The organism is Cellulosimicrobium sp. 72-3, assembly GCF_013127315.1.
GTDB lineage: Bacteria > Actinomycetota > Actinomycetes > Actinomycetales > Cellulomonadaceae > Cellulosimicrobium > Cellulosimicrobium funkei.
On sequence record NZ_CP053419.1, the window covers coordinates 1,364,720 to 1,377,190 of the forward strand.

A 12,471-nucleotide genomic window follows, 5' to 3' on the forward strand; every position below is an offset into this window, starting at 1 on the left:
AGCACTGCGAGGAGGCAGACGATGACGGTCTACGCAGCCCCCGGCACGGACGGGGCGATCGCCGAGTACAAGGCCCGGTACGACCACTGGATCGGCGGCGAGTACGTCGCGCCGGCCGGCGGGCAGTACTTCGAGAACCCGAGCCCCGTGACGGGCCGGACCTTCACCGAGGTCGCGCGCGGCACCGCCGACGACATCGAGCGCGCGCTCGACGCCGCGCACGGCGCCGCCCGGTCGTGGGGCCGCACGAGCGCGACCGAGCGCGCCAACGTCCTCAACAAGATCGCCGACCGCATGGAGGAGAACCTCGAGCGGATCGCCGTCGCCGAGTCGTGGGAGAACGGCAAGCCCGTCCGCGAGACGCTCGCCGCCGACATCCCGCTCGCGATCGACCACTTCCGCTACTTCGCGGGCGCGATCCGTGCGCAGGAGGGGTCGATCTCCGAGATCGACGAGGACACCATCGCGTACCACTTCCACGAGCCGCTCGGCGTCGTCGGCCAGATCATCCCGTGGAACTTCCCGATCCTCATGGCCGTGTGGAAGCTCGCCCCGGCGCTCGCGGCGGGCAACTGCGTCGTGCTCAAGCCCGCCGAGCAGACCCCCGCGTCGATCCTCTTCCTCATGGACATCATCGGGGACCTGCTGCCGCCCGGGGTGGTGAACGTCGTCAACGGGTTCGGCGTCGAGGCGGGCAAGCCGCTCGCGTCCAGCCCGCGCATCCGCAAGATCGCGTTCACCGGCGAGACGACGACCGGCCGCCTGATCATGCAGTACGCGAGCCAGAACATCATCCCGGTCACGCTCGAGCTCGGCGGCAAGTCGCCGAACATCTTCTTCTCCGACGTCGCCGACGCGCGCGACGACTTCTACGACAAGGCCCTCGAGGGGTTCACGATGTTCGCCCTCAACCAGGGCGAGGTGTGCACGTGCCCGTCGCGCGCCCTCATCCAGTCGTCCATCTACGACACGTTCCTCGGCGACGCGATCGAGCGCACGAAGGCGGTGCGGCAGGGCAACCCGCTCGACACCGAGACGATGATCGGCGCGCAGGCGTCGAACGACCAGCTCGAGAAGATCCTGTCGTACATCGAGATCGGCAAGGCCGAGGGCGCGAAGGTGCTCACGGGCGGGTCGCGCGCCGAGCTCGGCGGCGACCTCGCGGGCGGGTACTACGTGACGCCCACGATCTTCGAGGGCAAGAACTCGATGCGGATCTTCCAGGAGGAGATCTTCGGGCCCGTCGTCGCGGTGACCGACTTCTCCGACTTCGACGACGCCATGACGATCGCCAACGACACCCTGTACGGGCTCGGGGCCGGCGTCTGGTCGCGGTCGGGCAACACCGCCTACCGCGCGGGCCGCACCATCGAGGCCGGGCGCGTGTGGACGAACTGCTACCACGCGTACCCCGCCGCCGCCGCGTTCGGCGGCTACAAGGGCTCCGGCGTCGGCCGCGAGAACCACAAGATGATGCTCGACCACTACCAGCAGACGAAGAACCTCCTCGTCTCCTACTCGGCCCAGAAGCTCGGCTTCTTCTAGCCCAACCCCACCCGCCCTGCCCGCCCTACCGACCACGGGCTCGGCTCCCCCCGGGGCCGCCGAGCAGGTGGTCTTGGCTCGTCCGGCCGTCCGGACGGACCACGACCACCTGCTCGCGGCGCCGGGATCGCCTGGTCGGCCGACACCTGGAGAGTTTCGTGGTCGACGACGTTTCCTCGGTCCGCCCGGTTGGCGCGACACCCGCGCGCGTCGCGCTCACCGACGACGCCGCGGCGCTGCTCGCGCGGCTGCGGACGGTCCACGGCGAGCTCATGTTCCACCAGTCCGGCGGGTGCTGCGACGGGTCGTCGCCCATGTGCTACCCGCAGGGCGAATTCCTGCTCGGCGACGCCGACGTGCACCTCGGTGACCTCGTCGTCGACGCGCCCGGTCGCACGGACGGTCCCGGCGCGGACGGCCCCGCCGGGGCGGACGGCGCGGCGGGCCGGTTCGTCGTGCCCGTGTGGATGAGCCGCGCGCAGTTCGAGTACTGGAAGCACACCCACCTGACGATCGACGTCGTGCCCGGTCGCGGCGCGGGGTTCAGCGTCGAGGCGCCCGAGTGCGTGCGTTTCATCATCCGGTCGCGCCTGCTCACCGACGACGAGTGGGCGGCGCTCGACATAGCCTAGGCTGACCTCACCGACGGGCTCCACGACGGGCCCGACGGCGGGCCCCACGGGGCCCCGACGGCCCGGAGAGGAGGCAGCGCGATGAACGACCTGCTCGTCGTGGCGCGCGACCTCGCCTCCGCGCTCACGCTCCTGCTCGGCACGTCGACCCTCACGGCCACGCTCTTCCTCCTCGGCGCCACCGCCCTCGTCGCGGCCGTGGCCGCCGTGGCCGCGCGCTGGGGCGCACCCCTCGCGCTCGGTGTGGCGGCTCGCCCCGCGGGCCGCCTGCGCGACACGGTCGACGTCGGTCCCGCCGTGACGCAGAGCGACCCGGACGCCCCGGGTCGTGCCCGGCCCCGTGCTCCCGGCCGACTCCTCGGCTGATCACCCGGCCGAGGGACCCCACCGCACCCGCGTCGCTGCGCGGCGTGCTGCTGCCTGCCCACCGCAGGGTGATCGGCGAACGCGTACCCCGCACGTTCGACCGAGGACACCACCATGAACCTGCTCGACCTCCCGCTCGTCTCCACCGTGCTCGACGCCGCGTACCGCGCGCTGATGGGCCTGTCCGACCTGCTCGAACCCCTCGCGGGCGGCGCCGCGGCCGCAGCGGCCGTCGTCCTGCTGACGCTCGCCGTTCGCGCCCTGCTCGTCCCCGTCGGCGTGTCGCAGGCGAAGGCGGAGCGCGACCGTGCGCGCCTCGCACCGCGGCTCGCCGAGCTCCAGCGTCGGCACCGGAACGACCCCGAGCGGCTGCGGCGCGCAACCGTGGAGCTCTACACCCGCGAGGGCACGACGCCGCTCGCGGGGTGCCTCCCGATGCTGGCCCAGGCGCCCGTGGTCGGGGTGGTCTACGCGCTGTTCCTGCACGCGGAGATCGCCGGCCACAGCAACGCGCTGCTCGGCCACACCCTGTTCGGCGCGCCCCTGGGCTCGAGCCTCGTCGGCGGGCTCGGGGCGGGTGGTGTGCCGACCGTGGTCGTGGCCGGCGTGGTCGTGCTCGCGATCGCCCTCGTCGGCGAGCTCACGCGCCGCGCCTCCCTGCCCGGCGGTCGGCTCGCGCTGCCCCGGACGACGCCCGGTGCCGACACCGGGCCGAGCATGTCCGGTGCGGCGGTGCTCTCCGGCCCGGGCCTGCAGAACGCGCTCGGTGCCCTGCAGTTCGTCACCGCCGTGATCGCCTGCTTCGTGCCCCTCGCCGCGGGCCTGTACCTGCTGGTGACGGTGACGTGGACCCTCGGGCAGCGCCTCGTCCTGCGCCGCCGGTACCCGCTCGTCGCGACGGCGTAGCGGAGGCCGCGGGGCTGTCCAGCGGACCGTCGGCCGCGCGAGAGTGTCGGGGTAGGGCCGACCTGTCGCCCTTGCGCGAGGCCGTCAGCGCGCTCCCCGCAGCCCCGGGGCGGCCTGGGGGCGGGCCGCGGCCCGCCCGCGGGTCACAGCGCCGCGAACCGGCCGACGGCGACGAACACCGCGAGGGCGAGCAGCACCACGTTCGCCGGGACGGCCTTCGCCTCGCCGAGGCGCAGGTGCAGGGGGATCGCGCCGACCTGCGTGAGCGCGAGCCCGACCGCGGCGACGGGGGTGAGCACCGGCGCGACGCCGAGCGCCCAGGGCAGGATCACTCCGACGGCGCCGGCCACCTCGAGCCACCCGATGGCGCGCACGCCCGCCGCGCGCTCGGGCGTGACCCACCGCATCTGCTCCTGGAGCACGGGGATCGGGCGCAGCGCCTTCATGAGCCCGGCGCCGAGGAAGGCGGCGGCGAGCAGACCGGAGGCGATCCACAGGGCGACGTTCATGCGTGAGTCCTTCGAGAGGAGGCGGCGACGGCCCAGGATGGCCGGTCACTCTTTGTGCCTGGGCACATGATGGGTAACCATGAGCACCGGTACACAAGGCACACCGGTGTGCGTGAGGCACACGGAGCAGCACCCGGAGAAGACGGAGACACCCATGACGACGACGCCCAGCACGGACGTGCCGGTGGTGCGCGAGCTCGCCGAGCGCCACGGCATCCCGGTCGACCGCGGCTGCGCCGCGGCGGAGGCGACGAGCGAGGTGCGCTCGGTCCTCGACCGGGTGGGCGACAAGTGGAGCGTCCTCATCCTGGGGATGCTCTGCGCCGGCCCGCAGCGCTTCACCGAGCTGCTCCACGGGATCGACGGGATCTCCCAGCGCATGCTCACCCTCAACCTGCGCCAGCTCGAGCGGGACGGCCTCGTGAGCCGCACCGTGCACGCCGTCGTGCCGCCGCGCGTCGACTACGCGCTCACAGGGCTCGGCGAGACGCTGCTGCCGCCCGTGCTCGCGCTGGTCGAATGGGCGCTCGCCCACACGCGCACCATCCGCGAGAACCGAGACGTGTTCGACGCGCGGCGCCCCGCGGGCTGACGGGGCCGTCCTACCCGCGGGGGACCGAGCGGGTCGGACGCAGGGCGGTCAGCCCGCGAGCGGGTCGGCCGCGCGCAGGTACCAGGGCTCGTACCGCTCCAGCGAGAGCGTCCAGAGGCCGGGGGCGCCCGCCGGCACCGCGAGGCACACGTTGCCGGTCACGGTGTCGCCCGAGCCGATGAGGCCCGTGCTCACGAGCGCGTGCGGCACCGCGCCGCACCCGCTCTCGGCGTGGACGCCGTCGTCGCCGACGAACCCGACGTCGACCGCGCCCCACGCGGTCACCTGCGAGCTGGACCCGGTGTAGGTGGCGGTGACGGGCACGATCCAGTACTCGACGCCGTCGGGCGGCGGGGCGTTGACGTCGTCGTGCGCGAGCACGTCCGCGGTCGCCTCGTACGGCTCCTCGAGGAGGACCTCCCACTCCTCGCCGCCGATCGTGTACCCGTCGAACAGCCACGGGTCGTCGCGGGTGCCCGTGCCCTCCCAGTCGCCCTCGGGCCAGTCCTCGTCCGACCAGCCGTCGCCCGGCCACTCGTCGCCGTACGCGTCGTCGGTCGGGGCCGTGACCCACGCGGCGATCCGGGCGCCGGCGTCGGTCGCGACGCCCGCGGCGTACCCCGTCCCGCCCCCGACCACGAGGCACACGACCCCGACGAGCAGCCCGACGGCCGTCCGAGACAGACCGCCACGCCCCGGTGCCGCGCGCGGCGGGGCCGGCTGCGGGACGTGGGGGTGCGGCGGTCCCGGGTGCGGTGCGAGGGGCTGCGGGGCGCCCGCGTACGGAGGGCCGGGGTGCGCTGCGGACGGCGGCGCCGCGTACGGGTTCGGGTGCGCGGCCGGGCCGGGGGAGGAGGGCGGCGGGCCGGGAGGGGGCGTCGGCGAGGACGGCGGCGTCACAGGGGTGCTCATGGTGCTCCGGTGTCGTGCGGGCGGGCGCCCGGACGACAGGTGCCACCGTGCGTGGCCGGATGCTCCCACACTGCGGTCTCCGCCGTCGAGGGCGATGGCACGCGCCCGTGAGCACGGCCTCGGTGCCGCCGCCGGGTGGGGCGACGGCACCGGGGCCGTGGAGGGCGGGAGACCGCGCTACGGCTGGTCCACCTCGGAACCCACGAGGAACTGCGAGTACGCCCCGATGGTGAGGAACGTCGGGAAGTCCTCGGCGAGCGCGACGGCGCGGAACACGTGCGCGGCGTCGTCGATCCGGTTCCCCGGGGTGCGCGGCAGGTCGTCGACGATCTCCGCGAGCAGCGCCTCGACGCGCTCGCGCGTGATCGGCACGCCGTTCTCGGTGCGCGTGCCGGACGCGATCCACTGCCACACCTGCGACCGCGAGATCTCGGCCGTCGCGGCGTCCTCCATGAGGTGGTCGATCGCGGCGGCCCCGACGCCGCGCAGCCACGACTCGAGGTACCGCACCCCGACGGAGACGTTCGAGCGCAGCCCCGCAGCGGTGACGGTGGCCCCGGCCCGGCGGGCCGACCCGATGTCGAGCAGCTCGTGCTGGCCCACCCGGACGTCGTCGCGCTGCCGCGAGACCTGGTTCGGCGCGTCCCCCAGCACCGCATCGAACTCGGTGCGCGCGACCTCGATGAGGTCGGGGTGCGCGACCCACGTGCCGTCGAACCCGTCCGTCGCCTCCCGGCGCTTGTCCGCGCGCACCTGCTCGAACGCGCGCTCGGTGACGTCCGGCCGACGGCGGTCCGGGATGAACGCGCTCATGCCGCCGATCGCGTGCGCGCCGCGCCGGTGGCACGTCTGCACGAGCAGCTCGGTGTACGCGCGCATGAAGGGCGCGGTCATGGTGACCTGCGCGCGGTCGGGCAGCACGTACGAGTCGCCGCGCGTGCGGAACGCCTTGATCACGGAGAACAGGTAGTCCCAGCGCCCGGCGTTCAGCCCGGCGCAGTGGTCGCGCAGCTCGTGGAGGATCTCCTCCATCTCGAACGCCGCGGGCAGCGTCTCGATGAGCACCGTGGCGCGGATCGTGCCCTGCGGCAGGCCGAGGTAGTCCTGGGCGAGCACGAACACGTCGTTCCACAGCCGGGCCTCGCGGTGCCCCTCGAGCTTGGGCAGGTAGAAGTACGGGCCTCGCCCGCGCGCCACGAGCTCGTGCGCGTTGTGGAACAGGTACAGCCCGAAGTCGACGAGCGACGCCGACGCCGAGACGCTCACGCCCGCCCGGTCGACGTACCGCATGTGCTTCTCGATGAGGTGCCACCCGCGCGGGCGGAACACGATCGTCGGGAGGTCGGTGAGCGTCGTCGAGCGCAGGCGGTACTCCTTGCGGTGCTCGCCCGAGCCGGTCGTGTGCGTCAGCGTCCCGCGGATCGCGTCGTGCAGCGCGAGCTGGCCCTCGATCACGTTGCGCCACGTGGGGCTCGACGCGTCCTCGGCGTCTGCGAGCCAGACCTTGGCGCCGGAGTTGAGGGCGTTGATCGTCATCTTGGGGTCGGTCGGGCCGGTGATCTCGACGCGGCGGTCCTCGAGTCCCGGCGCGCCGGCCGAGCCCGCGACGCGCCACGACGGGTCGTCGCGCACGGGCCGCGTCGAGGCGCGGAAGTCGGGGTCGATGCCGTCCGCGACGTCCTGGCGGCGCTGCTGGCGGTCCATGAGCAGCTCGTGGCGGCGCGCCACGAACCGGTCGTGCAGCAGCGTGAGGAAGTCGAGCGCCTCGGGCGTGAGGATCTCGCGGTAGCGCTCGCCCAGCGTGCCGGTGACGCGCAGGGTCCCGGTGACCCGCGGGCTGCTCGCGGGGGCAGGGGACGACGGGGGAGAGGTGGTCGTGGTCAGCGTGGTCATGGCGTGCTCCGAAGGTCGATGTCGCGAGGTAGAGCTCTGGCAGGCCGAGGTAGGGCCTGGGTCCCGCGAGGTAGAGGCGTGGTCATGACCAGGCCTCTACCTCGCGGGACCGCTCCTCTACCTCGCGAAGGGCTTAGTGGAACTGGGCGGTCTCGGTGGACCCGGCGAGCGCGAGGGTGGCGGCGTCGGGGTTGAGAGCCGTGGCGACCCGGTCGAAGTAGCCGGTGCCGACCTCCCGCTGGTGGCGGGTGGCGGTGTAGCCGTCGGCCTCGGAGGCGAACTCGGCCTCCTGCAGCTCGACGTAGGCGGACATCGCGCGCTCGTTGTAGCCGCGCGCGAGCTCGAACATGGAGTGCGAGACGGCGTGGAAGCCGGCCAGCGTGATGAACTGGAACGCGTAGCCCATCGCGGCGAGCTCCTTCTGGAAGCTCGCGATCTGGGCGTCGTCGAGGTGCTTCTTCCAGTTGAACGACGGCGAGCAGTTGTAGGCGAGCTTCTTGCCCGGGTGCTGCGCGTGGACCGCCTCGGCGAACGTCCGCGCGAGCTCGAGGTCGGGCTCGCCCGTCTCGACCCAGATGAGGTCGGAGTACGGCGCGTACGCGAGGCCGCGCGCGACGACCGCGTCGAAGCCGGGGCGCACCCGGTAGAAGCCCTCGGACGTGCGCTCGCCGGTGAGGAACGGCTGGTCGCGCTCGTCGACGTCGGACGTGAGGAGGTCCGCGGCGAGCGCGTCCGTGCGGGCGATGACGATCGACGGCACGCCCGCGACGTCGGCCGCGAGACGCGCGGCGTTGAGCGTGCGGATGTGCTGGCTCGTGGGCACGAGCACCTTGCCGCCGAGGTGGCCGCACTTCTTCTCGGACGCGAGCTGGTCCTCCCAGTGCACGCCCGCCGCGCCCGCGGCGATCATCGAGTGCATGAGCTCGTAGGCGTTGAGCGGGCCGCCGAACCCGGCCTCGGCGTCGGCGACGATCGGGGCGAGCCAGTCGCGGTCGGGCGCCTGCCCGTCCGACGCCGCGCGCTCCGCCGTCTCGATCTGGTCGGCGCGCAGGAGCGCGTTGTTGATGCGGCGCACGACGGCGGGCACGGAGTTGGCGGGGTAGAGCGACTGGTCGGGGTACGTCTGTCCGGACAGGTTGGCGTCGGCCGCGACCTGCCACCCGGACAGGTAGATCGCCTTGAGGCCCGCCCGCACCTGCTGCACGGCCTGGTTGCCGGTGAACGCGCCGAGCGCGGCGACCCACTCCTCGGTGTGGATGAGGTCCCACAGCGTCTCGGCGCCGCGGCGGGCGAGCGTGTGCTCCTCGCGCACGGAGCCACGCAGCGCGACCACGTCCTCGGCGGTGTAGTCGCGCTGCAGGCCGGCCCAGCGCGGGTCGGTCGCCCACTGCTCGGCGAGCTCGGCGGCGCTCTGCGTCTGGTCGCCCGGACGGGCGGACGGGCGCGAGGCGTCGCCCGGGGTCGGGGCGGAGCCGGGGCCGGTGACCGTCGCCGTCGTCGCGACGGCGCCGAGCGGGCGGGCGCCGCCCGCGTACTCGGACGGGGAGCGGCGGCTGACGATGGTGGGCCTGTTCACGGGTGCCTCCTGGTGGTGCGCCGGCCCGCGTGGTGCGGGCCGGCCGGGCCGGTCGGTGGACCTCGGCGAGGTCCGTGCTTCGACCTTCCTCCCGCCTGCAAGCCCTTCTCAAGCCAGATCGGACGAAAGAAACGCGGTTCTTCTCTTGTGCGCAAGGAGTGGCGCGTGTCACTCTCAGTCATGGCTATCCCGACGACGCGACCGGCCGGAATCGCGGAACATGCGGAAATCCCGCTCGAGAGCGAGCCCGACGCCCTGACGATCGGCCGCAGGATCCGGCACCTGCGCACCGCGCGCGGCATGACCCTCGACGAGCTCGGCGCCGCGATCGGCCGCGCGCCGTCGCAGGTGTCGCTCCTCGAGAACGGCAAGCGCGAGCCGAAGTTCGGCCAGCTCCAGGCGGTGGCGCGCGCGCTCGGCGCGAGCCTCGACGACCTGCTCTCGCCGGAGCCGCCGTCGCGCCGGGACGCGCTCGAGATCGAGCTGGAGCGCGCCCAGCGCGGCCCGCTCTTCGACGCGCTCGGGCTGCGGCCCGTGCGGGTGGGCAAGTCGCTGCCCACCGACGCGCTCGAGACCATCGTCGCGCTCGAGCGCGAGCTCCAGCGCCTGCACACCGAGCGCGCTGCGACGCCCGAGGAGGCGCGCCGCGCGAACGCGGAGCTCCGCGCGACCATGCGCGCGCAGGACAACTACTTCCCCGAGCTCGAGGACGCGGCGGCCGGGCTGCTCGACGGCGTCGGGCACGCGGGCGGGCCGATGCCCCAGCGCGTCGCGGCCGACCTCGCCGCCCACCTCGGCTTCACGCTGCACTACGTCGGCGACCTGCCGCACTCCACCCGGTCCGTGCTCGACCTGCGCCACCGCCGCGTGTACCTGCCGAGCAACGGGATGCGCGGGCGGTCCAACGCGACGTCGGCGCTGCTCCAGGCGCTCGCGCCGCACGTGCTCGGGCACGCGGAGCCGCGCGACTACCGCGAGTTCCTCCGCCAGCGCGTCGAGGCCAACTACCTCGCCGCGGCGCTCCTGCTTCCGGAGCGGCACGCGGTCAAGGCACTGCGCGCCGCGAAGGACGCGCGCGAGATCTCCATCGAGGACCTCCGGGACGCGTTCGCGGTGTCGTACGAGACCGCCGCGCACCGGTTCACCAACCTCGCGACGAAGCACCTCGGCATCCCGGTGCACTTCATGAAGGTGCACGAGTCCGGGGTGATCCACAAGGCCTACGAGAACGACGGCGTGCGCTTCCCTGCCGACCCGCTCGGCGCGGTCGAGGGGCAGTACGTGTGCCGGAGCTGGACCGCGCGCACCGTGTTCGCCGTCGAGGACCGGCTCAGCCCGTTCAGCCAGTACACGGACACCCCGAGCGGCACCTACTGGTGCACGTCGCGCGTGCAGGCGTCGGCCGACGGCGAGTTCTCCGTGAGCGTCGGCGTCCCGTTCGCGCACGTCAAGTGGTTCCTCGGGCGCGACACGACCGAGCGGCTCGTGTCCCGCTGCCCCGACGGCGCGTGCTGCCGCCGCCCGCCCGACGACCTCGCCGACCGCTGGGCCGGCCACGCCTGGCCGAGCGCCCGCCCGCACGCGTCGATGCTCGCGGCGATGCCGACCGGCGCGTTCCCCGGCGTCGACCAGACCGAGGTCTTCTCGTTCCTCGAGGCCCACGCGCCGGGTTAGCCGGCCCGTGCCTGCGCGCGCTCCGCCCGGTGCGCGCCGTCCGTGCGAGCCGGGTCGGCGGACGCCGGTCGGCCGTCAGCCGATCGAGCCGCCCTCGACGGGAGCGACCATCGCGTCCTTGAGGCGCGCGGTGTCGGCGTCGGTCCAGCCGTCGGGTGCGTGCAGCGCGGCGAAGCCGTCGGCGTACTCGAGCTGGTAGACGTGCCCGTGGCCGGGCGGGATGTCGGACGCGGCCGCGACGAAGAGGTCGCCCGTGAGCTGCCAGAACGTGACGAACGGGTACCAGCGCACGTCGCCGAGCACGTCGGGCCCGCGTGGCTCGCGGAGCCAGTCGGGCTCGGACCACAGGGTCTCCGGGCCCCACCAGGTGACGCCGTCGGACGCGTGCTGGAGGTACACGACGCGCGGCTCGTCCCAGCGCGGGCCGGGGCCCCAGAGGTCGGCGACGCCGGTCGCGACCGGGTCGCCCCAGCGGACCTGGCGGCCGTCGTCCACCACGGGTGCGTACTCGAGCGACCCGGGGTCCCGCGCGTCGGTGAGCTCGCGCCACATCGGCGTGAACCCGGGCGTCCCGGTGAACATCGCGCCGTCGGAGCGAGCCTCGACGTCCTGCACGCCGCTGAACGCGCCCTGCATCCCGAACGACCCGAGCGAGATGCCGAACGCGAGCAGGCGCGGGCGGTCGCCCTCGGGCAGGTCCGACCACCGCGCCCACACCGCCTCGAACAGCGCCTTGCCCGCGGCGGGCGGGGTCGAGCGGTCGCCGACGAAGCTGATCCAGCTCGGCAGGTAGGAGTACTGCATGCTGGCGATCGCGGTGTCGCCGCCGTGCATGAGCTCGAGCGCCTCGACCATGGCGGGGTCCACCCAGCCGGTCCCGGTCGTGGTCGCGACGACGAGGACGGACCGGTCCCACGCGTCCGTCCGGTCGAGCTCGTCGACGACGCGGGCCGCCGTGGCGTCGAGGTCGCCCTCGGGGTCGAGGCCCGCGTACGCGTGGATCGGCTCGCGCACGTCCGCGGGGTCGACGACGTCGCCCGCCGCGGCGAACGCGCGCAGCTCGTCGAGGGTCGGGCCGGAGACGACGAACTTGCGCCCCTCCGCGCCGAGCGAGTCCCAGGGCTCGAGGGAGTCGGGGGAGCCGGACCGTTCGGGGAGCGTCGGGGGCGTGAGCCGAGGGCTGATCTCGGCGTTCGCCGCCGCGTAGACCGAGTTCAGCGCGCTGAGCGTGCCTGACCAGATGACGCCGTTGAACAGCAGGACCACGACGACGGCGACCGCGACGCCGCTGACGAACCGCGCCACGGGGGCAGGCACGACCTTGCCGACGAGGACGCTCAGCCATCGGGCGACGCGGCGCAGGCCGCGGCCCGCCTGGAGCACGAGCAGCGCGACGGCGAGCGCCGCGAGCAGCGTGACGACCTCGCGTCCGGGGACATCCTCCGACATGCCGAACAGGTGCCGCAGCTCGATCTGGCGCCGCGCCCCGAGGATCAGCGCCAGCGGCACGAGCACGACGGTCGCCCCGGCGAGCACCCACCACGCGATCCGGCTCGCGCGCGCGGTCCACCGGATCCGCAGCCCGACCTTCACAGCGAACCACTCGACGAGCGCGCCGACGGCGTACCCGCCGACGGCGCTCACGCCCGAGATCACGGCCTGGTAGTACCAGGCGCGCGGGATGAGCGACGGCGTGAACGACAGGCAGAACCAGGCGAGCGCAACCACGAGCCCGGTCGCGGAGAACCGCCGGAGCCACCGCCCCCACGCGCCGTGCCGGGGGCGCTCCTCGTCGACGGGCTCGGGGGCGCGGGTCTCCGTCGCGGTGGGCTGCACCCCGCGATCGTAGGCGCGGCGCCCCGAGCC

At 74.0% G+C, this 12,471-nt stretch carries 11 protein-coding genes; 6 read left to right on the forward strand and 5 right to left on the reverse strand.

Going from position 1 to position 12,471, the window contains the following annotated elements:
* Positions 1–21 precede the first annotated feature (21 nt).
* The 4 genes from HKK73_RS06105 (at position 22) to HKK73_RS06120 (ending at position 3,449) form a co-directional block, all read left to right on the forward strand.
* Positions 22–1,545, forward strand: a complete 1,524-nt coding sequence (locus tag HKK73_RS06105; RefSeq protein WP_034653685.1) for an aldehyde dehydrogenase family protein — start codon at positions 22–24, stop codon at positions 1,543–1,545.
* Positions 1,546–1,703: 158 nt separating this feature from the next.
* Positions 1,704–2,177, forward strand: coding sequence for a DUF779 domain-containing protein (locus HKK73_RS06110; protein ID WP_137280195.1), 474 nt, complete (start codon positions 1,704–1,706; stop codon positions 2,175–2,177).
* Between the two features lie 81 nt (positions 2,178–2,258).
* Positions 2,259–2,543: a DUF6412 domain-containing protein gene (locus tag HKK73_RS06115; protein WP_034653680.1), complete on the forward strand. Its 285-nt coding sequence runs from the start codon at positions 2,259–2,261 to the stop codon at positions 2,541–2,543.
* A gap of 114 nt (positions 2,544–2,657) precedes the next feature.
* Positions 2,658–3,449 carry a membrane protein insertase YidC gene (locus tag HKK73_RS06120; protein WP_043654817.1) on the forward strand — a complete coding sequence of 264 codons (792 nt, stop codon included), beginning with the start codon at positions 2,658–2,660 and terminating at the stop codon, positions 3,447–3,449.
* Between the two features lie 143 nt (positions 3,450–3,592).
* Here HKK73_RS06120 and HKK73_RS06125 read toward each other — a convergent pair whose 3' ends face one another.
* A complete protein-coding gene (locus tag HKK73_RS06125) occupies positions 3,593–3,958 on the reverse strand; it encodes a DoxX family protein (RefSeq protein ID WP_043654820.1) in 366 nt (121 codons plus the stop codon).
* A 154-nt stretch (positions 3,959–4,112) separates the two neighbouring features.
* On the opposite strand from HKK73_RS06125, the gene HKK73_RS06130 reads away from it, so the two are divergent.
* Positions 4,113–4,550 carry a helix-turn-helix domain-containing protein gene (locus HKK73_RS06130; protein WP_171467648.1) on the forward strand — a complete coding sequence of 146 codons (438 nt, stop codon included), beginning with the start codon at positions 4,113–4,115 and terminating at the stop codon, positions 4,548–4,550.
* A gap of 48 nt (positions 4,551–4,598) precedes the next feature.
* On the opposite strand, the gene HKK73_RS06135 is transcribed toward HKK73_RS06130, so the two are convergent.
* The 3 genes from HKK73_RS06135 to aceA all read right to left on the reverse strand — a co-directional run bounded on the left by HKK73_RS06135 (position 4,599) and on the right by aceA (position 8,931).
* Positions 4,599–5,462 (reverse strand): hypothetical protein, encoded by an 864-nt coding sequence (locus HKK73_RS06135; RefSeq protein ID WP_137280196.1) that lies wholly within the window; start codon positions 5,460–5,462, stop codon positions 4,599–4,601.
* A gap of 177 nt (positions 5,463–5,639) precedes the next feature.
* Positions 5,640–7,355 (reverse strand): malate synthase A, encoded by a 1,716-nt coding sequence (gene aceB, locus HKK73_RS06140; protein WP_034653672.1) that lies wholly within the window; start codon positions 7,353–7,355, stop codon positions 5,640–5,642.
* 133 nt (positions 7,356–7,488) lie between these two features.
* Complete coding sequence (gene aceA, locus HKK73_RS06145; RefSeq protein ID WP_232322602.1) at positions 7,489–8,931, reverse strand: isocitrate lyase; 1,443 nt, start codon at positions 8,929–8,931, stop codon at positions 7,489–7,491.
* 180 nt (positions 8,932–9,111) lie between these two features.
* On the opposite strand from aceA, the gene HKK73_RS06150 reads away from it, so the two are divergent.
* Entirely contained in the window at positions 9,112–10,605 is a 1,494-nt protein-coding gene (locus HKK73_RS06150) for a helix-turn-helix transcriptional regulator (RefSeq protein WP_051028156.1), read from the forward strand.
* A gap of 75 nt (positions 10,606–10,680) precedes the next feature.
* Here HKK73_RS06150 and HKK73_RS06155 read toward each other — a convergent pair whose 3' ends face one another.
* Positions 10,681–12,441, reverse strand: coding sequence for an alpha/beta-hydrolase family protein (locus HKK73_RS06155; RefSeq protein ID WP_216608056.1), 1,761 nt, complete (start codon positions 12,439–12,441; stop codon positions 10,681–10,683).
* Positions 12,442–12,471: the final 30 nt, after the last annotated feature.

Bases quoted from the DNA above. Each gene is read 5' to 3' on its own strand.
- HKK73_RS06150 (WP_051028156.1), top strand. From the start codon at position 9,112: ATGGCTATCCCGACGACGCGACCGGCCGGAATCGCGGAACATGCGGAA.
- HKK73_RS06125 (WP_043654820.1), bottom strand. From the start codon at position 3,958: ATGAACGTCGCCCTGTGGATCGCCTCCGGTCTGCTCGCCGCCGCCTTC.
- HKK73_RS06135 (WP_137280196.1), bottom strand. From the start codon at position 5,462: ATGAGCACCCCTGTGACGCCGCCGTCCTCGCCGACGCCCCCTCCCGGC.
- HKK73_RS06105 (WP_034653685.1), top strand. From the start codon at position 22: ATGACGGTCTACGCAGCCCCCGGCACGGACGGGGCGATCGCCGAGTAC.
- HKK73_RS06115 (WP_034653680.1), top strand. From the start codon at position 2,259: ATGAACGACCTGCTCGTCGTGGCGCGCGACCTCGCCTCCGCGCTCACG.
- HKK73_RS06120 (WP_043654817.1), top strand. From the start codon at position 2,658: ATGAACCTGCTCGACCTCCCGCTCGTCTCCACCGTGCTCGACGCCGCG.
- HKK73_RS06130 (WP_171467648.1), top strand. From the start codon at position 4,113: ATGACGACGACGCCCAGCACGGACGTGCCGGTGGTGCGCGAGCTCGCC.
- aceB (WP_034653672.1), bottom strand. From the start codon at position 7,355: ATGACCACGCTGACCACGACCACCTCTCCCCCGTCGTCCCCTGCCCCC.